The sequence below is a fragment of the Scytonema sp. HK-05 genome (assembly GCF_963872035.1).
Lineage (GTDB): Bacteria > Cyanobacteriota > Cyanobacteriia > Cyanobacteriales > Nostocaceae > Kalymmatonema.
The window spans coordinates 55,867-76,618 of the sequence record NZ_CAWMYC010000118.1 but is presented as its reverse complement, the minus strand read 5'-3'; the positions used below and the strand labels follow the sequence as shown (position 1 = coordinate 76,618).

General features: G+C 41.2%; 19 protein-coding genes. 14 read left to right on the top strand and 5 right to left on the bottom strand.

Annotation, left to right across the window (positions count from 1 at the left end; genetic code table 11):
• Positions 1 to 51: 51 nt before the first annotated feature.
• Positions 52 to 1,014 carry a hydrogenase small subunit gene (locus AACT52_RS24890; RefSeq protein ID WP_073633730.1) on the bottom strand — a complete coding sequence of 321 codons (963 nt, stop codon included), beginning with the start codon at positions 1,012 to 1,014 and terminating at the stop codon, positions 52 to 54.
• 662 nt (positions 1,015 to 1,676) lie between these two features.
• Here AACT52_RS24890 and AACT52_RS24885 point away from each other — a divergent pair.
• The 12 genes from AACT52_RS24885 to hypB all read left to right on the top strand — a co-directional run bounded on the left by AACT52_RS24885 (position 1,677) and on the right by hypB (position 13,554).
• Positions 1,677 to 2,648 (top strand): hypothetical protein, encoded by a 972-nt coding sequence (locus AACT52_RS24885; RefSeq protein WP_073633729.1) that lies wholly within the window; start codon positions 1,677 to 1,679, stop codon positions 2,646 to 2,648.
• Between the two features lie 70 nt (positions 2,649 to 2,718).
• Positions 2,719 to 2,985 carry a hypothetical protein gene (locus AACT52_RS24880; protein ID WP_073633728.1) on the top strand — a complete coding sequence of 89 codons (267 nt, stop codon included), beginning with the start codon at positions 2,719 to 2,721 and terminating at the stop codon, positions 2,983 to 2,985.
• Positions 2,986 to 2,993: 8 nt separating this feature from the next.
• Positions 2,994 to 3,218, top strand: coding sequence for a hypothetical protein (locus AACT52_RS24875; RefSeq protein ID WP_073633727.1), 225 nt, complete (start codon positions 2,994 to 2,996; stop codon positions 3,216 to 3,218).
• Between the two features lie 183 nt (positions 3,219 to 3,401).
• Positions 3,402 to 4,592, top strand: a complete 1,191-nt coding sequence (locus AACT52_RS24870; RefSeq protein WP_233154062.1) for a hypothetical protein — start codon at positions 3,402 to 3,404, stop codon at positions 4,590 to 4,592.
• Between the two features lie 178 nt (positions 4,593 to 4,770).
• A complete protein-coding gene (hypF, locus tag AACT52_RS24865; RefSeq protein ID WP_073633725.1) occupies positions 4,771 to 7,194 on the top strand; it encodes a carbamoyltransferase HypF in 2,424 nt (807 codons plus the stop codon).
• 145 nt (positions 7,195 to 7,339) lie between these two features.
• Complete coding sequence (locus tag AACT52_RS24860; RefSeq protein WP_073633724.1) at positions 7,340 to 7,597, top strand: HypC/HybG/HupF family hydrogenase formation chaperone; 258 nt, start codon at positions 7,340 to 7,342, stop codon at positions 7,595 to 7,597.
• A 164-nt stretch (positions 7,598 to 7,761) separates the two neighbouring features.
• The gene (hypD, locus tag AACT52_RS24855) at positions 7,762 to 8,886 is read left to right on the top strand and encodes a hydrogenase formation protein HypD (RefSeq protein ID WP_073633723.1); all 1,125 of its coding nucleotides are present in this window, start codon (positions 7,762 to 7,764) and stop codon (positions 8,884 to 8,886) included.
• 261 nt (positions 8,887 to 9,147) lie between these two features.
• Complete coding sequence (locus AACT52_RS24850) at positions 9,148 to 10,362, top strand: FAD binding domain-containing protein (RefSeq protein ID WP_073633722.1); 1,215 nt, start codon at positions 9,148 to 9,150, stop codon at positions 10,360 to 10,362.
• A 176-nt stretch (positions 10,363 to 10,538) separates the two neighbouring features.
• Entirely contained in the window at positions 10,539 to 10,847 is a 309-nt protein-coding gene (locus AACT52_RS24845; protein WP_073633721.1) for a hypothetical protein, read from the top strand.
• A 220-nt stretch (positions 10,848 to 11,067) separates the two neighbouring features.
• A complete protein-coding gene (hypE, locus tag AACT52_RS24840; protein ID WP_073633720.1) occupies positions 11,068 to 12,168 on the top strand; it encodes a hydrogenase expression/formation protein HypE in 1,101 nt (366 codons plus the stop codon).
• A gap of 199 nt (positions 12,169 to 12,367) precedes the next feature.
• Positions 12,368 to 12,709, top strand: coding sequence for a hydrogenase maturation nickel metallochaperone HypA (gene hypA, locus AACT52_RS24835; protein ID WP_073633719.1), 342 nt, complete (start codon positions 12,368 to 12,370; stop codon positions 12,707 to 12,709).
• Positions 12,700 to 13,554, top strand: a complete 855-nt coding sequence (hypB, locus tag AACT52_RS24830; protein ID WP_073633718.1) for a hydrogenase nickel incorporation protein HypB — start codon at positions 12,700 to 12,702, stop codon at positions 13,552 to 13,554. Before hypA ends, hypB begins: the two co-directional genes overlap by 10 nt.
• 398 nt (positions 13,555 to 13,952) lie before the next feature.
• On the opposite strand, the gene AACT52_RS24825 is transcribed toward hypB, so the two are convergent.
• From AACT52_RS24825 to AACT52_RS24810, 4 genes are all read right to left on the bottom strand, one after another.
• Positions 13,953 to 14,300: a Dethiobiotin synthetase gene (locus AACT52_RS24825; RefSeq protein ID WP_073633717.1), complete on the bottom strand. Its 348-nt coding sequence runs from the start codon at positions 14,298 to 14,300 to the stop codon at positions 13,953 to 13,955.
• A gap of 195 nt (positions 14,301 to 14,495) precedes the next feature.
• Positions 14,496 to 15,389: a fructosamine kinase family protein gene (locus AACT52_RS24820; RefSeq protein WP_073633716.1), complete on the bottom strand. Its 894-nt coding sequence runs from the start codon at positions 15,387 to 15,389 to the stop codon at positions 14,496 to 14,498.
• Complete coding sequence (locus AACT52_RS24815; protein WP_143172873.1) at positions 15,379 to 15,573, bottom strand: hypothetical protein; 195 nt, start codon at positions 15,571 to 15,573, stop codon at positions 15,379 to 15,381. The genes AACT52_RS24820 and AACT52_RS24815 overlap by 11 nt, the downstream gene beginning before the upstream one ends.
• Positions 15,574 to 15,583: 10 nt before the next feature.
• Entirely contained in the window at positions 15,584 to 16,867 is a 1,284-nt protein-coding gene (locus tag AACT52_RS24810; protein WP_073633715.1) for a M16 family metallopeptidase, read from the bottom strand.
• An 836-nt stretch (positions 16,868 to 17,703) separates the two neighbouring features.
• On the opposite strand from AACT52_RS24810, the gene AACT52_RS24805 reads away from it, so the two are divergent.
• Together AACT52_RS24805 and AACT52_RS24800 are read left to right on the top strand one after the other, a co-directional pair.
• Positions 17,704 to 18,876: a glycosyltransferase family 2 protein gene (locus tag AACT52_RS24805; RefSeq protein ID WP_073633714.1), complete on the top strand. Its 1,173-nt coding sequence runs from the start codon at positions 17,704 to 17,706 to the stop codon at positions 18,874 to 18,876.
• A 61-nt stretch (positions 18,877 to 18,937) separates the two neighbouring features.
• Positions 18,938 to 20,731, top strand: coding sequence for an ABC transporter ATP-binding protein (locus tag AACT52_RS24800; protein WP_198940983.1), 1,794 nt, complete (start codon positions 18,938 to 18,940; stop codon positions 20,729 to 20,731).
• Positions 20,732 to 20,752: the final 21 nt, after the last annotated feature.

The window sequence follows — 20,752 nt, the reverse complement described above, 5'->3', positions numbered from 1 at the left end:
GGTGGGGTCAAAATCGTACTGCACTAAAATGGAAACCGCCATAACCACTAACTAAACTGTGAAAAAGTCGTCTTCTGCCCACTCGGGCATTGTGTCTTTTGCCACGATGGAGGCTAGGGCATAGTCTTTTTTGTTAACTCCTGCGGGTAAGTCTTTGGGAACCCCCATCACGGTTTGTGTTTTAAATACGGTTCCTGGTTTGAGGTCGTAGAAGGGGAATTCGGGTTCGGTGCAACCTAAACAAGGCATTCCAGCGCGGGTTTTGGAGGAGACGCGGTTCCACAAAATGCGGTTGCAGGAAGAACGGGTCATTGGTCCACGACAACCTAAGTCGTAGAACAAGCATCCTTTACGTTGACCAAATTCGGTGGTTGATGCTTTGTAGGCAAAGTGGATGTTACGGGTGCAACCTGTTTGGGTATAGGTGTTGAAGAAGGTTTGTGGACGATGTAGTTCATCAAGAACAATGTCGCCTATTCGACCGGTGGCGATCGCCACTAATATTTGACTAATCCAGTCCGGGTGCGAAGGACATCCAGGAATGTTGATCACAGGTAATCCTGATTTTGACCGGAATTCTTTGCCTAAAAAGCCCCCTTCTTTGCGTTTGAGAAATTGCAATCCCTCGGATTCGCTAGGGTTGGGTGCCATTGCGGGAATTCCTCCCCAGGTAGCACAGTCTCCCACGGCGACGACATAGTTGGCAACTTGAGATAAGTCGTTTAACCAGTCTTTCATCGGGCGATCGGCAAAACGGTTCCATTCTCCAGTGCCATTCGGTGCGTTGATAACTGTGCCTTCAAATACCAGGATATCTAAGGGTATTTTGCCCATAAGACATTCCCACAGCATCGTCTGCAAGTTTGCACCTAGTTCCAATCCGAGCGATGGATGCCAAAGGACGTTAATGCCAAAGTCAGTGACCAAATCACAAACTGTGGGTTCTTCAGCGTTAAGAAATGACATGGTGTTGCCTGAACATGCACCACCTTGTAGCCATAGTAAGTTCGTCATCAGCTATCTTTATTTCTATTGTTTACCCTGCATGATTCAGGTGACGTTGTTTGTAGCGTCTCACTTGTTTTTTTCCCTCTATTTCTAATATCATGTATTTTTTGATTCAATTGTTTATTTCTTACATAAAAATTTATCTTGTTTGAATTGGAATATATTCTCTTTTTTCCGAAACAGTTATCCACTAACATTCTCGTTTAGCCAGCAGAGTTAATATATTAACAGTATGATGTTAAGCAAAAAAACAAGTGATCTTTCTATAAAGCTTTTTCCCGATTAACTATGACAGGAACTTAAGACTTGGTTGAAAAATATAGTCTTTAAATACAAGGGCAATAAAAATCTATTTTTATGATTTTTTTTAGATAAAAGTTCACATGAACATTCTATTTATTTTTCATCAAATGTTTTATATTAAAAGAAAATAGACTTAATCAATTCAAGGAGTATTCATCAAACTTCTAGCAAAAAGACTAAGCGCCGTAGGCTAGAACGCCAAGAATTCGTAGAGTATGCCTAAGTCCTACTGAATTGACTTATCCTCTGCGTGAACAAGCTTGGTTGGTACAGCCCAAAGACGCCATGCGCCATGTTAGTTGCGTCTTAAGGGTATGCAAACTTGAAAGACTGAATTTTCTCCAACCTGCTTTAGGAAGGTAGTAATGACTCCCAGCATGACAGATTCAGCAGTGAAGGCGGCAATGGCTGTCATTGCTTCGTCTTCAGCAACGACACAAGAAAAAATTGAGATGCTGATTGAAATGGCGCAGGGCTTTCAAAAAAAGCCAAAAACTGCCCAAGATTTGTGGAATGCAGTTTCATTGTGTCATCAAGCGCATGAATTGTGCGCTGAGGATAATCTGCTGTGGAAAGCTAGGGCAAAGGCAGGAATGGCAACTGCCCTAAAGGCAATTCCTGATGTTGGGGAACAACTGTTGTTAGAAGCGAAACAACGATTAGAAGAAGCCCTACCTATTTTGCTGCAGTTTGCCCCGCAAGAGGAAGTGGCGGAAGCCCAAATGAATTTAGGGTTAGTGTTGCAATCGCTTGTACCATTCAATTTAGCGCGGATGACCGATAGCATCCAAGCTTATCAGAAAGCTTTGCAGGTGTTTACCTGGCAGAAGTACCCGCAGGAATATGCGATTTTACACAATAATATTGCAATTGCTTACCTTTCCATGCCCCTGACATCAGAAAAAGAATCATTGCGTCAAGGGTTAGCAGTGCAGACATTTGAGGAGGCACTGAAGCATATTCGGTTAATAAACCATCCCAGGGAATATGCGATGTTGCAAAATAACTTGGGTAACGCTTTGCAATATTTACCGAGTTCGCATCCTTTGGAGAATATTTTGCGGGCGATCGCTGCTTATGACGAAGCATTAAAAGTGCGTGATGCCAAAGACACACCCTTGGAATACGCCAACACCATTTCTAATAAAGCCAACGCCTTATTCAACTTACCAGATAACCCGGAAAAACCAGAAGCCGGGAATCTGAAAAATATGCGGCAAGCGCGTACCTATTATCAAGAAGCTTGGGAAATTTTCACTCAACATGGACAAATAGAACAAGCGGAAGTTGTCGTACAGATGCTGCAAGAACTTGAGACAGAAATAGACAATAGTTAGTGGTGCGTATTATGTAGAGACGCGCCATGGCGCGTCTCTACAACTAACAATTTCCATTCAGGAGATGAGAATGACAGATATTTTGACAAATCAGACTTTGAGAGATTTCCTCACAAGCTTAATGGCTGGCGATTTGAATCTCATGACAGGATTTGTGTGGTTTTTAGTAGCAACAGCTTTATCTATAGTAGGCGGTGCTATTGGCGGGATGATTTTAGCCGGGAAAGATTTAGGCTATCAGTTAGCGGCACTGCTAGGCGGATTTTTTGGTCCGGCGGGCGTGATTCCTGGAATTATTTTAGGACTCATAGTGCTGAATGCCTTGAGAAACTTTTAGGAGGAATCATGTTAGAGATAGGATGGTTTAGCGCTAGGTTATTTTTTCGGGGAAAGCTACTGCGCGACCCCATGCAATTTGTTAGGCAAACTGCAATTGGTATTGGTGTAAGTGCGCTACTGTTGTTCTTACTTGCACAAGCTAAAGTTAGCCTTTGGATACCAGTTGTTATCTCAAGCTTTTTGACTGGTATACTTATGCCATTTCTACATAAAGATATCAAGTTGAAGTAAATTTTTAGCTTTAGTCTTGAAAAACTTCAAACTGAAAGCTAAAACCTGTTTTTACAGGTTACAGACGATTAACTATCAAAGAGATTTCCATTATTTTCCACTCATTTGAGGTTTTTGCCCAAATTTATTTGAGGGTAAAAAAGCCGCATAATCCCAAATCTACCGATGGACACAGGAACTGAAATGACTCTTACACCAATAGATGAAACAGAAGCGGCAAAAGTTCCCCAACTTTTACCTCTTTTTCCTCAAGGTGCAGAAGTCATTTTAGGAAATACTCTTGAAATCGGTCAATTAGTCATGCCTGTTGCACCTAGCAGCAGAGAAATGTTTGGTCCTCGCGGTGCCTGCTTGATATCAGAAAATGGACCTTTGTGGGTATCAGATACAGGACATCATCGTTTATTAGGATGGCAGAATTTACCGACTCAAGATAGTCAACCTGCTGATTGGGTGATTGGACAACCTGACTTTAATCATGAAGGACAAAATGCTAAAGGCAATCCTGGAAGGGCAACACTTAGTGTACCAACTGGAATTTGTGCTTGTGGTGAAGGTTTAGCAGTCGCAGACGCTTGGAACCATCGCGTTTTGATTTGGAAAAAACTCCCAGAAGACAACAATGTTCCAGCGGATTTAGTATTAGGTCAAACTCATTTTACGGAGAATGAACCGAACCGAGGAACCCAAAAAGCAGCAGCCAACACTTTGAACTGGTGTTATGGAGTTTTCTATCATCAAGGAAAGCTATTTGTTGCTGATACAGGAAATCGCCGAGTATTAATTTGGCATCAATTACCAGAAGAAAATGGTCAACCTGCCGATTTAGTCTTGGGACAACCAGATATGATCTCCCGCGATGAAAATGGCGGCGGTACTCCCTCAGCATCCAGTATGCGTTGGTGCCATGACATTACGGTTTGGGGAGAAAATTTAGTTGTCACGGATGCGGGGAATAACCGCGTGATGATTTGGCAGGGCATACCAACAGAAAATAATGCTTCTTGTGCGGTGGTTTTAGGACAAAAAACTTTTGATTCTGTGGAAATAAATCAAGGAGTTTATTTCCCCAGTGCCAACAGTTTGAGTATGCCTTACGGTGTAGCTGCTGCTGGTAAGTGGCTATTCGTTACCGATACTGCTAATTCAAGGGTTTTAGGGTGGAAAAAGCCACAATCAATTCTGTCTTTACAAAATGCAGAAAGTCATGCGCTTGTTGGACAAATAAACTTTCAAAGTAAAAGTGAAAATCGCGATTTTGGACTACCAAAAAGAGATAGTTTAAATTGGTCGTACGGAATCAAAGTATATGGAAATACTGCGGTCATCGCTGACTCTGGAAATAACCGAATTTTACTTTGGAAAATAACTTAAATACTTCGATTGTTTCTAGGGGTTTGCATTTGCATTTCATACAATTCTTGTAAGGTGGACATCTTGTCTGCCCTGAATTAAGGACGGGCGGGACGCCCATCCCACAAGAAAATTAAATTGTCATCGATTCAATTAAAAACCGCTACACTTTCGCATCTACGTGATTCATTAAAATCTTATGTCTACTGAAGAAATCAGGGTTCGCGGTACCGTTCAAGGAGTGGGATTCCGTCCCACTGTATATAGACTTGCAAAAGCATACGGATTGCAAGGCGAAGTTTGTAATGACGGCCAAGGTGTCTTAATTCGGGCATCTGGTCGTAAAGAATCTATAGAAGAATTTGTTCAAAAATTACAGAAAGAATGTCCGCCACTGGCGAGAATTGATGAAGTAACGCGCAAGCGTTATGAAGGCAAATCAATTTTCCATGATTTTGTCATTTCTCAAAGTGTCAGCAGCGTGGTGACAACAGAAATTCCTCCCGATGCTGCCACTTGTGGAAAATGTAAAGCGGAAATCTTTGACCCTTTCAGCCGGTGGTATCGTTATCCCTTCACGAACTGTACTCATTGCGGTCCCCGACTAAGTATCATTCGCGCCATGCCTTACGATCGCGGCAACACAAGTATGGCTGCTTTTGGCATGTGTGCAGAGTGTCGTCAGGAATATAACGATGTCGCAAACCGACGTTTTCATGCCCAACCGATAGCGTGTCAGATTTGCGGTCCTAAAACTTGGTTAGAACGTTCCGATAGTAAACCAATTACACCTCATATGTTTTCTATGCTTGACGATGTTGATGCCGTTTGTACCCTGTTACAAAAAGGCGAGATTGTTGCCATAAAAGGGCTAGGTGGATTTCATTTAGCTTGCGACGCCACCCAGGAAAAAGCTGTGCAAAAACTGCGCCAGCGTAAACAGCGCCATCAAAAGCCTTTTGCTTTAATGGCAAAAGACATGGAAGTTATTGAAGAGTATTGCACTCCCAACGCCAAAGAAAGAGAATTACTGGAAAGTCCAGCTGCGCCTATCGTGTTAATTCAGGCAAAAGGGGGAGACGACGACGAAAGGGGAAGTGGGAGAATACAATTCAAAATTCAAAATTCAAAATCCAAAACCCAAAATTCAAAATTCAAAAGTCCCCGCCTAGCGCCCTCAATCGCGCCGGGGCAGAACACCTTGGGTTTTATGCTACCTAACACTCCCTTACACCACCTCATTTTGAGGCGGATGAATCGCCCCATTGTTCTCACAAGTGGCAATCTTTCTGATGAACCCCAATCTATTGATAACGTGGAAGCGCGTGAGAAGTTAGGAAAGATTGCTGATTATTTTCTCCTACATAATCGCGACATTGTTAACCGAGTAGATGATTCGGTGGTGCGGGTTGTTGAGGATAAAGTGCTAACCATCCGTCGCGCTAGAGGATACGCGCCAGCGTCTATCAATTTACCACCAGGTTTTGAAAGCGTTCCTCAAATTTTAGCAATGGGCAGCCAGCTAAAGAATACTTTTTGTTTATTGCGAGATGGAAAAGCAATTTTATCTCAACATCAGGGAGATTTAGAAAATCCAGTAACTTTCCAATCTTATCAGGATACGCTCAATCTGTACTTAAATATATTTGAGCATCAACCAGAAGCCATTGCTGTTGATTTACACCCCGAATATCTCTCTACCAAACTTGGTGAAGAACTCGCAGCCTCCAATCAAGTTAAACTTTATCCTATCCAACATCATCACGCCCATATTGCTGCTTGCATGGCAGAAAATGGTTTAGATATTAACTCACCACCTGTTTTAGGTATTGCATTAGATGGATTAGGTTATGGCGAAGATGAAACACTCTGGGGCGGAGAATTTTTGTTAGCAGATTACCGCCAGTTTAAGAGACTGGCGACATTTAAGCCAGTGGCAATGATTGGTGGAAAACAAGCAATGAAAGAACCTTGGCGTAACACTTACGCCCAGTTAATATCTGCCTTTGCTTGGGACGAATTAAAACAAAAATACGGAAATTTAGATATTGTAGAATTTCTTCAACAAAAGCCACTGAAACTTTTGAATCAGCTTATAGAAAAACAACTTAACTCTCCTCTATCTTCATCAGTAGGACGTTTATTTGATGCTGTAGCCGCTGCAATTGGTATCTGCCGAGAAGAATGTAGCTATGAAGGACAAGCAGCAATTGAAATGGAAGCTTTAGCTGATACCACTATTTTAGATAATAAAGAAAATTTAAATTATTATTTTAACTTTGTTGTTTCAGATAGTATTTATCATATAGATTCACGTTCCATGTGGCAAGCCTTGCTAAATGATTTACAGCAGCATACTCCTCAAGCAATGATTGCTGCTAAATTTCACACTAGCTTAGCTCATGCCATTGTAGAAATGGTTGATAATCTCCGTCAGAAAAATGACATTCATCACGTTGTCCTAACAGGAGGAGTTTTTCAAAATTGTATTCTGTTAGAACAAGTTAGCAAACGCTTACAAGCTTTGGAAATCAATGTCCTTACTCACAGCTTAGTTCCAGCTAATGATGGTGGTTTATCCCTAGGACAAGCTGTTATTGCAGCCGCACAATTAATGAATTAATACTTTTTGTTAGTTAATTGTTACTTGTTAATTTTATAAAAATTACAATATAGCAACACTAAATGCTTTACGCGATACTCTCTCTTTTTTCCTTCCTCTGCGTCCTCTGCGTCTTGGCGGTTCATAAAAAAACAGAAAATACAAAATGTGTTTAGGAATTCCCGGTCAAATCATAGAAATAACCGACGTTAAACAAAAATTAGCTGTTGTCAACGTTGGTGGTGTCAAGCGTCAAGTTAATATTGCTTGCATTGTTGATGAACAGCATCCTGTTGAATCTTGTGTTGGCGATTGGGCGTTAATTCATGTTGGTTTTGCTATGAATCGAATTAACGAAAAAGAAGCTATGGAAACATTGCAAATTTTGGAAGAATTAGCAGAAGTCATAGCAATGGGTTCCTAGTCATACCAATTCTCTATGAAGTTGAGGTTCATTCCACCCCCCTGTAGTCCCCCCTTGCCAAGGGGGGACGCCAAAGGCGGGGGGTAATTATTAAGCGCATTGTTACAGAGAATTGGTATCAGCGCTGATTACAAGTCAATCGAAAATTTTCATAAAAACTTGATATGAAATACGTTGATGAATTCAGAGAACCGAGAAAAGCTGACGCTTTACTTCGTGCCATTGAACAATTATGCCAACAGCTAGAAAAGCCTATCAAAATCATGGAAGTATGCGGCGGCCATACTCATTCTATTTTTAAATATGGTATTGAAGATGTTTTACCGGAAGCAATTGAATTAATTCATGGTCCTGGTTGTCCTGTTTGTGTGATGCCAAAGGGAAGGTTAGATGATGCTATCTCTATTTCCCAAAATCCTAACGTCATCTTCACTACCTTTGGAGATGCAATGCGCGTTCCCGGTTCCACAACAAGCTTGTTGCAAGCCAAAGCACAAGGTGCAGATATTCGCATGGTCTACTCTCCTTTAGATAGCCTGCAAATTGCTAAAGATAACCCCGCTCAAGAAGTTGTCTTTTTCGCCTTAGGCTTTGAAACAACTGCCCCTAGTACTGCTTTGACTATCCTACAAGCAGAATCTGAAAAAATTCATAACTTCAGTATGTTTTGCAATCACGTTCTCGTGATTCCCGCCTTAGAAGCACTGTTAGATAATCCGGATTTGCAACTTGATGGATTTATCGGTCCTGGTCATGTCAGCATGGTGATTGGTACTGAACCTTATCAGTTTATTTCCCAACAGTATCAAAAACCTATTGTGATTTCTGGTTTTGAACCTTTGGATATTATCCAATCAGTTTGGATGCTATTGCAACAAATTGTTGAAAAGCGTTGTGAAGTAGAAAATCAATATAATCGCTTGGTAGAGGAAGCGGGAAATTCAGTGGCGATCGCCGCCATGAATCAAGTTTTTGAAGTGCGAGAAACTTTTGAGTGGCGCGGGTTAGATGAAATTCCCAATTCTGCATTTAAAATGCGTGCTGAATATGCTGAATTTGATGCAGAAGTAAAATTTACCGTTCCTAATCTAAAAGTTGCCGACCATAAAGCTTGTCAATGTGGAGAAATCCTCAAAGGAGTTTTGAAGCCTTGGCAATGCAAAGTCTTTGGCACAGCTTGCACTCCAGAAACACCGATTGGAACTTGTATGGTTTCTTCTGAAGGTGCTTGTGCAGCTTACTACAAATATGGTCGCTATTCTCATGTTGCTAAGTACATGATTCCATAAGTTCATAGCGAAAACTTGAACGAAGAGTCTGTGTACCTTTGCGTTTACCTCAGCGTTCCTTAGCGTTTAAAAACGTTACGAATTCATGAAATGCTGTACTAAGAAAATGATGTCTGAGAAATAGTGGTAGACATGGTGAGAAAACCATAACATAATTACGAATTACGAACTACGCATTACGAATTATTTTGTCACTTTCAGTATTAAAGTCAATCCTGTAGACTTTAACACTGTGACACAGACAACAAGAGAATCATCTCCATGCAACTCAACCACGGCATCACACAACACAACTCAAAACGCCTGCGCGTCGTAATTGCAGGAGGTTCAATGGGTGGTCTATGTGCAGGGTTAGCCCTACGCGGCATCGGTTGTGATGTAGAAATTTTTGAGCGTGCTTCCTACAATGAAGCAAATCTTACGCCTAGTGCTGTGCAAAGTCGAGGTGCTGGTCTTGTCGTACAGATGGAAATCAATCGGTTTCTGGCAGAACATGGTCTTACGACAGCAGAAACGCTGGGTGTGACTTCGTGGAAGAGACAGTACATTATTGGAGATGGCAGCATCATTTGGGAAGAATCAACGCCTCAATTGATGACTTCTTGGGATATGTTGTATCGTCAACTGCGGAAAGTTTTCCCAGATCAACACTACCATCAAGGAAGTAAAGTAATTGGTGTTGAGCAGAGTGACGACTGTGTAGTAGTCCGCTTTGAAGACGGACGCAAAGAAAAGTGTGACCTCCTTATTGGGGCTGATGGTATTGATTCAACCATACGCCAACAACTGCTACCGGATGCCGTTCCGCAGTATGCAGGGTATGTAGCATGGCGAGGATTGATAGACGAAAGTCTTCTTTCCTCAGACGTTGCGAAATTTCTCGCCGAACAATTTACCTTGTTTCACGGACCCGGTATGCAGGCACTATGCTATCTGGTACCTGGACCAAATGGGGAATTAGACGAAGGGAAACGTCGCATCAACTGGCTTTGGTACTTTAATGTCCTAGATGGTGACGAGTTGAAGACAGTGATGACTGACTCCCAAGGAGGAGTGCGGAAGTTTTTCCTGCCTCAAGGAGAAGTCCGAGAGTCAGTTATCCAACAGATGAGAGTGGCGGCAAAGGGATATCTACCAGAAATCTTTCAGTATCTATTTGAGGTGACAGAAAAACCCTTTATTCAACCCATCTACGACTTATCATTGCCGCGTATGGTTTTCGGGCGGGTGTGTTTAATCGGCGATGCTGCATTTGTAGTTCGACCTCATACGGCTGCTGGTACTTTTAAAGCTGTCACGAATGCGATCGAACTTGCACAAGAGTTACAGGAATCTAGCGGTGATGTGGTGGCGGCGCTAGAAAAATGGGAACCAATCCAGTTAGCGATGGGGAATTACCTCAAGCTTTTAGGGGTTAATCTCGGAAATCGTTCTGGATTGGGTCACTATGTTTTGCGTGACACACTCCTACACTGACTCTTCGAGTACAGTGTAGGCTTCTCAGACAATCCGGCTATTGCTTAGGAGACTCTGAGCTTTGTTTTGAGTCCACGGAATGCCCTGCCGCAGACTGTGAATTTCTTACCTTGTACCCTACAAGTTTTACTGCCCTGGATGAGATGCTGGCATATTCGCACTATCGGGCAAACCAAATGGCAACTCGTATTAGTCAAGATGTGCCGACTTACTTTCATGCTGTGCAACGGAGTCGCTTACCAATGGTCACAATGCCACTAGACAGAGGCTTATCAGACACCAATGTGGGTGAAGCAAACCATCAATATTGTAGCAAAAAACGCAGAAATTGGCGATTTCTCAACCACCCCTCTCCCTGTCAAACCTACGGTTTGAAATGGTCGGGGATGGTTTCGTCATCGCCCCAAAATCCATCCCAACACCGAATCAAAGATTACGGTATGGGGTTTCTTTTGGTTCAAGCTAGAGTAGGGTCTAGGGTGTAGAAAGTTTGTGGGGTAGGCCGGAAAGCCTGCCTCAAACCAGATGGCTGATATCATGTTCGCTTAGCCCATAACAAAACTTATTTGTAGTAAGGACAAGAGTCCTTGCTTTATCAGTAAAGAGGACTTTAGTCCTCACTACGGACTTCCGCAGGCTTATCTAAACGGACATGATATGAGGATACCTGTCGCACAAAAAAATTTTATTTAAACAGAATTTAGGATGAATTCCTTCTCTAACTCAGCACAGCATTTCCTCTTTCAAAAAGTTGAAAAACTTCGCCGTCATCCAAGTAAAATGCGAGATACTCATATCACCCTCGCGCATGGTAGCGGTGGCAAAGCAACACGCGATTTAATTGATGATATCTTTGTCAAGAATTTTGATAATCCTACTCTCTCTCAATTAGAAGACCAAGCCAGCTTTGATTTGGCGAGTCTCATGCAACAGGGAGACAGGCTTGCTTTTACCACTGATTCTTACGTTGTAGACCCTTTATTTTTTCCTGGTGGTGATATTGGAGAATTAGCCATCAATGGTACAGTTAATGATTTAGCAATGAGTGGTGCCAAACCGTTATATCTTAGCTGTAGTGTCATTTTAGAAGAAGGGCTGGCTGTAGAAACTTTGCGGCGTGTTGCCGAAAGTATGCGAACAGCCGCAAAAAAAGCTGGTGTACAAATTGTCACAGGTGACACGAAAGTTGTCCATCGCGGTGCAGCAGATAAATTATTTATTAATACTTCTGGTATTGGTGTCATTCCAACAGGAGTTAACGTTTCTGCCCACAACATTCAGCCAGGAGATGCAGTCATTATTAATGGTGAATTGGGCAATCATGGCACAGCAATTTTAATTGCCCGTGGGGAATTAGCATTAGACAGTGATATTGAAAGTGACTGTCAGCCGTTGAATGGTTTAGTTGAAACTATCCTTAATGTCTGTCCTGATATTCATGCTATGCGGGATGCCACACGCGGTGGTTTAGCTACAGTCTTAAATGAATTTGCTCTCAGTTCTGGTGTGGGAATTCGTTTAGATGAACAGTCTATACCAGTGCGTGAAGAAGTCAATGGTGTTTGCGAAATTTTAGGTTTAGATCCGTTGTATCTGGCAAACGAAGGTAAGTTTGTGGTGGTAGTAGGACGCGAAAATGCTGAGACTGTTTTATCAGCGATGAAATCTCACCCAGCCGGAAAAGATGCTTGTATTATCGGTGAAGTTATTTCCTCTCCTCCTGGTGTTGTCTTGTTAAAAACTGTTTTTGGAACTGAACGTATTGTTGATATGCTTGTTGGCGATCAGTTACCAAGAATTTGTTAATTATATTTTTTGCAAAAGTTATGAGCAATGGATATTTTGAACCACAGATGGACACAGATGGACACAGATAATTTATCGGTGTAGCCTACGGCACGGCTTACGCCTACATCTGTGGTTTGATTTTCCTAAATTTTATTTTTGCAAAAGCTTTATTGTGGTACGTTACATTGCAAAAATATCCTTTGACTATTGAAAATCAATGCACGAATTAGGAATTACTCAAAATATTGTGGCAATTGTGGCTGAATATGCCAATGGAACAAAAGTAAAAAGAATATTGTTAGAAATTGGTAAGCTTTCAGCCATTATGCCAGATGCAGTGCAATTTTGTTTTGATATTTGTACTCAAGGTACTATTTTAGAAGGGGCAAAGTTAGAAATATTGGAAACTCCAGGATTGGCTAAATGTCGCCAATGCAGTGCAGAAATTCATTTAGAAAAACCTTTTGGAAGCTGTCAATGTGGTAGTGTGCATTTGGACTTAATATCTGGGCAAGAACTGAAAATTAAGGAAATAGAAATAGAGGAACTATGTGTGTAACCTGTGGTTGTTCTGATGATACCGAAGTCAAAATTACCAATCCTGATACAGGTGAAGTAGCAACAATCAATTCTTCAAGTGCTACTCACCCTCATCATCACACTCATACTTTACCAGATGGCACTGTCATTACTCATTCTCATAGTCACGATCCTATCTCTGAAGCATCTCAAATTCATGCCAATATACATAGCACAACTATATCTTTAGAACATGATATTTTAGCAAAAAACAACTTACTAGCCGCTCAAAATCGAGGATGGTTCAAAGGTCGAAATATCATCGCATTAAATCTTATGAGTTCTCCTGGTGCAGGAAAAACGACTCTGTTAACTCGAACCATCAATGATTTAAAGCATCAGTTGCCTATTAACGTTATTGAAGGCGATCAAGAAACCACAAACGATGCCAAAAAAATTCAAGAAACAGGTTGTCAAGTTGTTCAAATCAACACAGGAACAGGTTGTCATCTAGATGCAGCGATGGTGGAACGAGGGTTACAACAACTGAATCCACCTTTAAATTCAGTGGTGATGATTGAAAATGTTGGCAATCTTGTTTGTCCGGCTTTATTTGATTTAGGAGAACTTTTTAAAGTCGTGATTCTCTCGGTTACAGAAGGAGAAGATAAGCCGATAAAATACCCCCATATCTTCCGCGCCAGTCAAGTGATGATTCTCACGAAAATAGATTTGCTGCCTCACGTACAATTTGACGTTCAGCGTTGCATAGAATACGCCCAGCAAGTCAATCCCCAGATTCAAGTTTTTCAGGTTTCTGCACTAACTGGAACTGGATTAGAAAATTGGTATGAGTGGCTGTTACAGAAAGTGCTATATAGCTAATATTACAGTAATTAGAGAGTACCAAAAAGTAAATTATCCATTATGTAGGGTGGGTTAGGCGCACGACAGTTAAGGTTTTACATTCAGGACTTGCATTGCGCCGTAACCCACCATTGTTTCCGTCACTACAAATTGGAGATTTTTTTGAATTGGAAATCCTTTATTCTTTTTGAATTGGAAATCCTTTATTCTATGATTAGACCATAAATCGTAAGGTGGGCATTGCCCATAAAAAGTTATCTGATGAACATTTGAGATATCACTGAGCAATGCCCACCCTACAGAGAAGCTGTGGCTTGCATTATTTGGGCGGGCAAGATGCCTACCCCACAAGATGGATAATTTATTTGTTGGAAATCCCTAACCTAGATTAAGGTGAAAGTAGAACTGTCAAATCGTTAATGTAAGTTTTGCCATTTACCAGAAAAGATACTTTCAGTTGCGATCGCTATTCTTAATAAATCTTCCTTTAACAGTGGTGGCCATTCAACTCCTACTCTCCGCCCCGCTGCAAAAAGCTGTTGACTTTTGATGCTTAACTGGTATAAAACGTAAGCTAATTCTTTGTCTACAACAGTAGCATCTTTTAGACCTTCAAAGACTACTTTCAATGCCAACAAAATCGATGTTATCTGACCAGGTACTGGTGGTTTTCCTTGCTGTAGACGCATTAACAAGGCATCTGGGTTGTCCTCGTTTATGACTGTTTGGTCAATCAAGAATTTATAAGCAGTTTCGTAATTCATGTTTGACGGACATCCATCACACCGTTCGTTGCCTACCTATTCTGTAGAGACGTTGTATGCAACGTCTCTACACGTGTGAAATTTTCACAAAAAATCCTTAACTTAAGGGTATTGCATTTTAACGGATAAGCCAAAAAAATGTAGAAACGCAAAATTTGGCGTCTCTACTTTGTATCTCTGCGTTTTTCCACGAAATCATCCTAAAATCTGGGCAATCATCCGGTTCGCTTGCGATAGATAACCACCACCGAATAAATTGAAATGATTCAAGATGTGATACAGGTTGTATAGAGTTTTTCTTTGCTCATACCCTTCATCTAACTGCCAAACTTCGTTGTAACCTCGATAAAACGCTGCTGAGAAACCACCGAACAGTTCCGTCATGGCGATATCAACTTCGCGATCGCCAAAATAAGTAGCTGGATCAAAAATCACTGGTTCTCCTGAAACAGTACATCCAGCATTTCCTCCCCACAAATCACCATGTACCAAAGAGGGCTGCGGTTTGTGATTCGCCAAAAGTTCAGGAATTGCCTCTAGTAACTCTTTTTCTTGAGGAAAATGACCACCCTTGCGCCTTGCCAACTGGAATTGATACCCCAGCCGATGTTTGGCATAAAACTCTGCCCAATCTGCCGTCCAAGTATTGATTTGAGGCGTGGAACCAATAGTATTATTGATATCCCAGCCAAAACCCCCCTGACTTCCCCCCTTACCAAGGGGGGACTGAGGGGGGTTCCATCGATGCATCGCCGCTAATTTGCGCCCCATTTCTTCCCAAGATTTGGTATTAGCTGAACCCATTTCCAGCCATTCCAAAACTACATACGCGGAACTACCAGCAGTACCCCAGCAAATAGGTTTGGGAACGCGGATAGTTGCTGTTTGATACATTTGCTGTAAGCCCAGCGCCTCAGCCTCAAACATAGCAACTTGGGACGCTTGGTTGAACTTAACAAAGTAGGTGTGCTGACCATCAGAGATACTATAACCTTGATTGATACATCCGCCACCAACTGAACGCCGTTGCGACGATTGAAATTTTTCGCTCCTCACTTGGCTAATATGGGCATCAATTTCAGTCCACATCATGGCAATAAGAATAGGGGGATGAGGAAGACGAGGAGCCAGCGCCCTTCGGGTATGCCTTCGGCACACCTTCGGTGAACGCAGTCGCCTGCGGAGGGAGACCCTCCTGCAGCGCTGTCTCACCGTGCGGGGGTTCCCCCCGTTGAGGCGACTGGCGTGGAGATGAGGGGGATAATTTCCTCATCCTCCCCAGTTTAAGATGGTTTGAGGACAACGACACCGTAAGCATCTGGGGAAAGAAATTCTTGTGCCGCTTGCATCAAGTCAGTTGCATCATGTCCTTGAATGCGGGCTGGATAGTTAAATGCTGGTTCCAAATCTCCCACCATTGATTGGTAGTAGCCGTATAAATTGGCGCGATCGCTTGGTGTTTCATTGCCAAAAATAAATCTGTTAGCCACTTTTGTCCGCACGCGGGCAATTTCCGCTTCTGTCACCATCTCTGTTTGTAAATTGCGGATATGTTGGACAATACCAGCCTCTACAGCTGGCAAGTTCTCCACCGCACAATAAGCTGCAATGTAAAAACTCCCCTGCAACTGTTGCGTGATATTACTGACAGAAATACCGGAAACCAGCCCTCGTTCTTCCCGCAAATCCCGCACCAGCCTTGATGTCAGTCCATGTCCTAGAATTCCCGCTAAAATATCCAATGCATAAGTATTATCTAATTGCTTTAACCCAGGTACTCGCCAAACCATCACGAGTCTTGCTTGCTGGAGGCTTTCGTCAATAAATTCTCTACGGACAATTTCTGTAAACGCAGGTTCAGGATTAGCCTGTAACTGCTGAGTGCTGAGTGTTGAATGCTGATTTTTAGCGACTTTTTCAAATCCATCCGCAACAATTTCAATCAACTCTTCCACGGGTAAATTGCCTACAGCCACAGCAGTGATTTCGCGCGGTTGATACCAAGTTGCATGAAAATCTCGCATCTGCTGAGATTGTAGTTGAGAAATGACAGCTTCTGGTCCCAAAACGGAACGCCGATAAGGTAGCTTATCAAAAGCTGTCTCCATCGCCCGTCCAAAAGTGCGGCGGCGGGGATTATCTTCCGAACGTCGAATTTCTTCCAAAACTACCAATCGTTCGCGTTCAAAAGCTGCGTCAGGTATGCTGGCATTCAGCACGACATCAATTTGCAAAGGCGCAAGGTCTGCAAAATCCTTGGGAGCAGTCGTAATGTAGTAATGGGTATAGTCTTGACTTGTAGCAGCATTCGTCACAGCACCCCGCTGTTCAATTCGACGTTCAAACTCGCCGCTTGCCAATCGCTCAGTTCCCTTGAAAACCATATGCTCTAGAAAGTGAGCCATACCGTTAATGGTATCTGGCTCGGCGGCTGAACCAACGTTAACCCACAAGCTTAGGTTAACTGCTTCAACTGGCATCTGCTCTGCCACTATGGTCAAACCATTAGGCAACTGGTGCAGCTTTGGGGCATTAAGACGAGGAAAGTTCAGCAGGGTTGAGGTCATTTGTACTTGTGGGGTGAGGCTATACTTCTTTAATCTTACCTAGCACTAAAATTTGTACCGAAATGACCAGTACATAACTGGGGATTTGCTAGTGAGTTATTATCACAAAAGTGACTTTAAATATATATCTTCATGATAACTTTTTTTTTAACCTATTTATGTAAAATTACTGAAAAGTTCTTGTAATATTGTTTTGAGTTTATATAAAATTCATAAAAAGTATAAGCAATTTAATAAAAAATTTAAGTCTCGTAATGAAGGAGCTGTTCATCGAGAAACTAAAGTTGCCGAGATGTAGGAAGAGATGCACAATACCCAGTAATTTCCGTGGCAACCATATGAAAGGATTCAGTGGCAGAGATGGTTAAAATTTTTGCAGCTTTGTCAGACAGTATTTCCTTGAATGAAAGAAGACTTACACTCCGCAAAAATTTTATTTTGAATGTATTTTCATTCTCAATGAAATTAATTACGAAAACTTTGATACCTATTTTTAGCTAACAAGTTTTTGAATTTTTTGTCATAAATAAAAGTTCTGTCAAAAAATATTTATACAGAAGAGTATCTTAAGCGAATACTTTATTAATAATCAAAGTCTTACAGGGTAACCTTTTCATGATGATAATAATTTTATGATCAGTATATTCCGTTAGCCAATAAGCTTTTTAAAATCAAGTATTTACACTGAAGTTCGTTGTTGCTACTGCTTATGTAAAATGTTGTTATGTCACAAAATAAGTATTTTTGAAACAAAAACATCTTTGTTTGCCAGATTTGCGAAATATTTATCTGTTTCCTATTTCTGGCTCGCTTGTTAATCCATCATCCATAAGATTATGATAAATAAAATCAAGGGTGAATTGCCGTTAGTTTCAGTTATCATTCCTGCATATAATGCAGAAGCTTTCATCAGTCGAACCTTGCAATCAGTTATATCTCAAACTTATAAAAATATAGAAATTTTAGTGGTCGATGATGGTTCCCGAGATAAAACGGTTGAGATTGTAGAATCTTTTGCTCAAAAAGACAGTCGGATCATTCTTTTGAAACAACCAAATTCAGGAGTAGCATCAGCTCGTAATTTAGCAATTGAAAATTCTAGAGGTGAATACATTGCACCGATTGATGCTGATGATATTTGGTATCCTCAGAAACTAGAAAAACAAGTGCAATGCATGTTACAGGGAGACATATCTGTAGGATTAGTCTATGCCTGGTCAGTGTTTATTGATAAAGAAGATAAAATTATCGGACAGTACAGTCCTCATAACTATTTAAATATTCTTAGCGTAGAGGGAGAGGTTTTTCCAGCTATGCTATATACAAACTTTATAATAAATTCAAGCGCTCCTTTGATTCGTCGAGTTTGTTTTGAAAAAATTGGTGGTTACAGCTGCAAATTGAGAGAGCAGAATGCACAAGGTTGTGAGGATTGGGATATTTACTTGCGTATTGCTGAACATTATCAATTTCGAGTTGTACCTGAGTTTTTGATAGGGTATCGTCAGCTTCAAGAAAGTATGTCTAACGGATGTAAGACAATGGAGAAGTCTTACAAGCTGGTTATGGCAGATTTCCAGAAAAAACATCCAGAGATTCCTACTTACATATATGATTGGTCTGCTAGTTCCTATTACGTCTATCTTGCATGGAAAAGCAGGGCAAGTGGAGATTATTGGAGTACTTTAATTTTGTTGTACAAAGCCATTAAATTAGACTATAGTCCGCTATTACTTCGACCAGTCTATCAATGCATAATTGAATGCCTTTTCAATATCGCAGCTAAGCCTATTACATCCTTTATTCGGTCAGACAATCATTCTTGGTTGCAGTTTCAGGAAAAATTCGATTTTCCGAAAAATAGGGTTGTTGTTAATCAATTAACTACAGTTTCTGATATCCAAAACCAAATCCACCAACCTCATAAACTTCCATGGAAACCACATGCTAGGATTATGTGGCAAAGATGGTTGAAAGTTTTACAGCTTTGTCGGACATTATCTCATTAAGATAAGTGTTCAATTTTTTTGATGATTTCCTCAAACCTTTATGCCAACAAAGGGTGACATTATGAAAGAGGCGAAGGTAGTAAAAACCTTATTGCCACTACTGAAATTCTATCCTTGGGCAATTCCAGCAATTATCATTTTAGGTGTTTTATCATCCTTGTTTGAAGGATTGGGGATTAGCTTATTTATTCCACTTTTGCAAAATTTTGTTCAGCCGGACTCTCAAACATCAGGCGGCAATTTTTTGGTAGGTTTTCTCAATAAAACATTTATCAACGTTTCACCCAACAACCGCCTGATAATTATTGCTTTATGCATTTTGGGCAGCATAATTTTGAAAAACTGCCTGGTTTATAGTAATGCAGTTTTATTTGCTTGGTTAAATTCGCGAATTGGTCATTCGTTGCGTTCTGGCATTTTCAAGCAACTTGTGAGCGTCAGCTATAGTTTTTTAGAAGGCAATGATTCAGGCAAGTTGATAAATATCCTCGCAAGCGAAACATGGCGAACCAGTCAAGCTTTATCAACCTTAGTTACCCTGATTATCACTATCTGTACGATTACTGTTTATGTGTTTCTATTGGTACTTATATCTTGGCAACTCACTTTGACTGTTTCTGTATTGATGGTGCTGATTTCCCTTTTCATCCAGTTAGTGACTCGTCAAGTAAAAACCTTGGGAGAACAAGCATTAGAGGCAAATTCCGGACTGAGTAACAGGATGTGGGAAGGCTTGGCTGGGATGAAGGCGATTCGAGCTTTTGGGCGCGAATCTTATGAGCAAGAGCGTTTTGATACTGCATCAAAAAAGGTACGCAATACTTTTTTGAAACTCGATATTCTCTCAGGAGCGGTGCATCCAATTTCAGAAGTTTTATCGGCGGTTCTACTACTGTGCATCCTGGTCATTGCGTTGCTGCAAGACCGAAGTTCCTTACCTACGTTGCTGACTTTTATTTTTATTCTCTATCGCCTACAGCCTCAAGTCAAACAGTTGGATAGTAGTCGTGTTGGTCTAACTGCTTTGACAAGCTCTGTACAGGATGTCATGTACTTCTTAGACACGTCTGATAAACCTTATATTACCTCTGGTCATCTTCCCATCAAAAATTTAGAACAAGGGATATATTTTGAATCAGTTAACTTTCGCTACAACCCTTTAGAAGAACTAGCTCTGAAGGATATTTCAATTTGTATTCCTAGGGGAAAAACAACTGCGATTGTCGGTCCTTCGGGTGCGGGTAAATCTACACTAATTGGCTTGATATGCCGTTTTTATGATGTAACATCAGGGGAAATTTATGTGGATAATTGCCCCTTACGAGAGTTGAACCTGACTGACTGGCGTAATCAAATTGCGATTGTCAGCCAAGATGTTTATATGTTTAGTACAACTGTGCTGGAGAATATTGCCTATGGTCGGCTAGATGCAACAGAAGACGAGATTATAGAAGCAGCAAAACTGGCAAATGCCCATGAATTTATTATGCAATTGCCCGAGGGTTATGACACCAAAGTGGGCGATCGCGGAATTCGGCTCTCAGGAGGACAAAGACAGCGCATTGCTTTAGCTCGTGCTATTGTGCGCAACCCACAGATTCTCATTCTAGATGAGGCGACAAATGCTCTTGATAGTATTTCCGAACACTTGATTCAGGAAGCCCTCAATACTCTTAGTCAAAATCGCACAGTGATTGTCATTGCCCATCGCCTGTCCACTATTGAACAAGCCGAGCAAATTATTGTCATTAACGAGGGACGTGTCGCAGAACAAGGTAATCTCCAACAGTTACTTGAGCATGATGGACTATTTGCTCAACTTTATCATTTGCAATACCGTAATACTCACACTTGATAAAGCCAGATAAGCAATTTT

Excerpts from the sequence above, each read along its gene's own strand:
- AACT52_RS24875 (WP_073633727.1), top strand. The coding sequence starts at position 2,994 with ATGTTAGAGATAGGATGGTTTAGCGCTAGGTTATTTTTTCGGGGAAAG.
- AACT52_RS24805 (WP_073633714.1), top strand. The coding sequence starts at position 17,704 with ATGATAAATAAAATCAAGGGTGAATTGCCGTTAGTTTCAGTTATCATT.
- hypF (WP_073633725.1), top strand. The coding sequence starts at position 4,771 with ATGTCTACTGAAGAAATCAGGGTTCGCGGTACCGTTCAAGGAGTGGGA.
- hypE (WP_073633720.1), top strand. The coding sequence starts at position 11,068 with ATGAATTCCTTCTCTAACTCAGCACAGCATTTCCTCTTTCAAAAAGTT.
- AACT52_RS24815 (WP_143172873.1), bottom strand. The coding sequence starts at position 15,573 with ATGAGGAAATTATCCCCCTCATCTCCACGCCAGTCGCCTCAACGGGGG.
- AACT52_RS24870 (WP_233154062.1), top strand. The coding sequence starts at position 3,402 with ATGACTCTTACACCAATAGATGAAACAGAAGCGGCAAAAGTTCCCCAA.
- AACT52_RS24890 (WP_073633730.1), bottom strand. The coding sequence starts at position 1,014 with ATGACGAACTTACTATGGCTACAAGGTGGTGCATGTTCAGGCAACACC.
- AACT52_RS24800 (WP_198940983.1), top strand. The coding sequence starts at position 18,938 with ATGAAAGAGGCGAAGGTAGTAAAAACCTTATTGCCACTACTGAAATTC.
- AACT52_RS24860 (WP_073633724.1), top strand. The coding sequence starts at position 7,340 with ATGTGTTTAGGAATTCCCGGTCAAATCATAGAAATAACCGACGTTAAA.
- AACT52_RS24825 (WP_073633717.1), bottom strand. The coding sequence starts at position 14,300 with ATGAATTACGAAACTGCTTATAAATTCTTGATTGACCAAACAGTCATA.
- AACT52_RS24850 (WP_073633722.1), top strand. The coding sequence starts at position 9,148 with ATGCAACTCAACCACGGCATCACACAACACAACTCAAAACGCCTGCGC.
- AACT52_RS24810 (WP_073633715.1), bottom strand. The coding sequence starts at position 16,867 with ATGACCTCAACCCTGCTGAACTTTCCTCGTCTTAATGCCCCAAAGCTG.
- AACT52_RS24885 (WP_073633729.1), top strand. The coding sequence starts at position 1,677 with ATGACTCCCAGCATGACAGATTCAGCAGTGAAGGCGGCAATGGCTGTC.
- hypD (WP_073633723.1), top strand. The coding sequence starts at position 7,762 with ATGAAATACGTTGATGAATTCAGAGAACCGAGAAAAGCTGACGCTTTA.
- AACT52_RS24820 (WP_073633716.1), bottom strand. The coding sequence starts at position 15,389 with ATGTGGACTGAAATTGATGCCCATATTAGCCAAGTGAGGAGCGAAAAA.
- AACT52_RS24845 (WP_073633721.1), top strand. The coding sequence starts at position 10,539 with ATGGCAACTCGTATTAGTCAAGATGTGCCGACTTACTTTCATGCTGTG.
- hypA (WP_073633719.1), top strand. The coding sequence starts at position 12,368 with ATGCACGAATTAGGAATTACTCAAAATATTGTGGCAATTGTGGCTGAA.
- AACT52_RS24880 (WP_073633728.1), top strand. The coding sequence starts at position 2,719 with ATGACAGATATTTTGACAAATCAGACTTTGAGAGATTTCCTCACAAGC.
- hypB (WP_073633718.1), top strand. The coding sequence starts at position 12,700 with ATGTGTGTAACCTGTGGTTGTTCTGATGATACCGAAGTCAAAATTACC.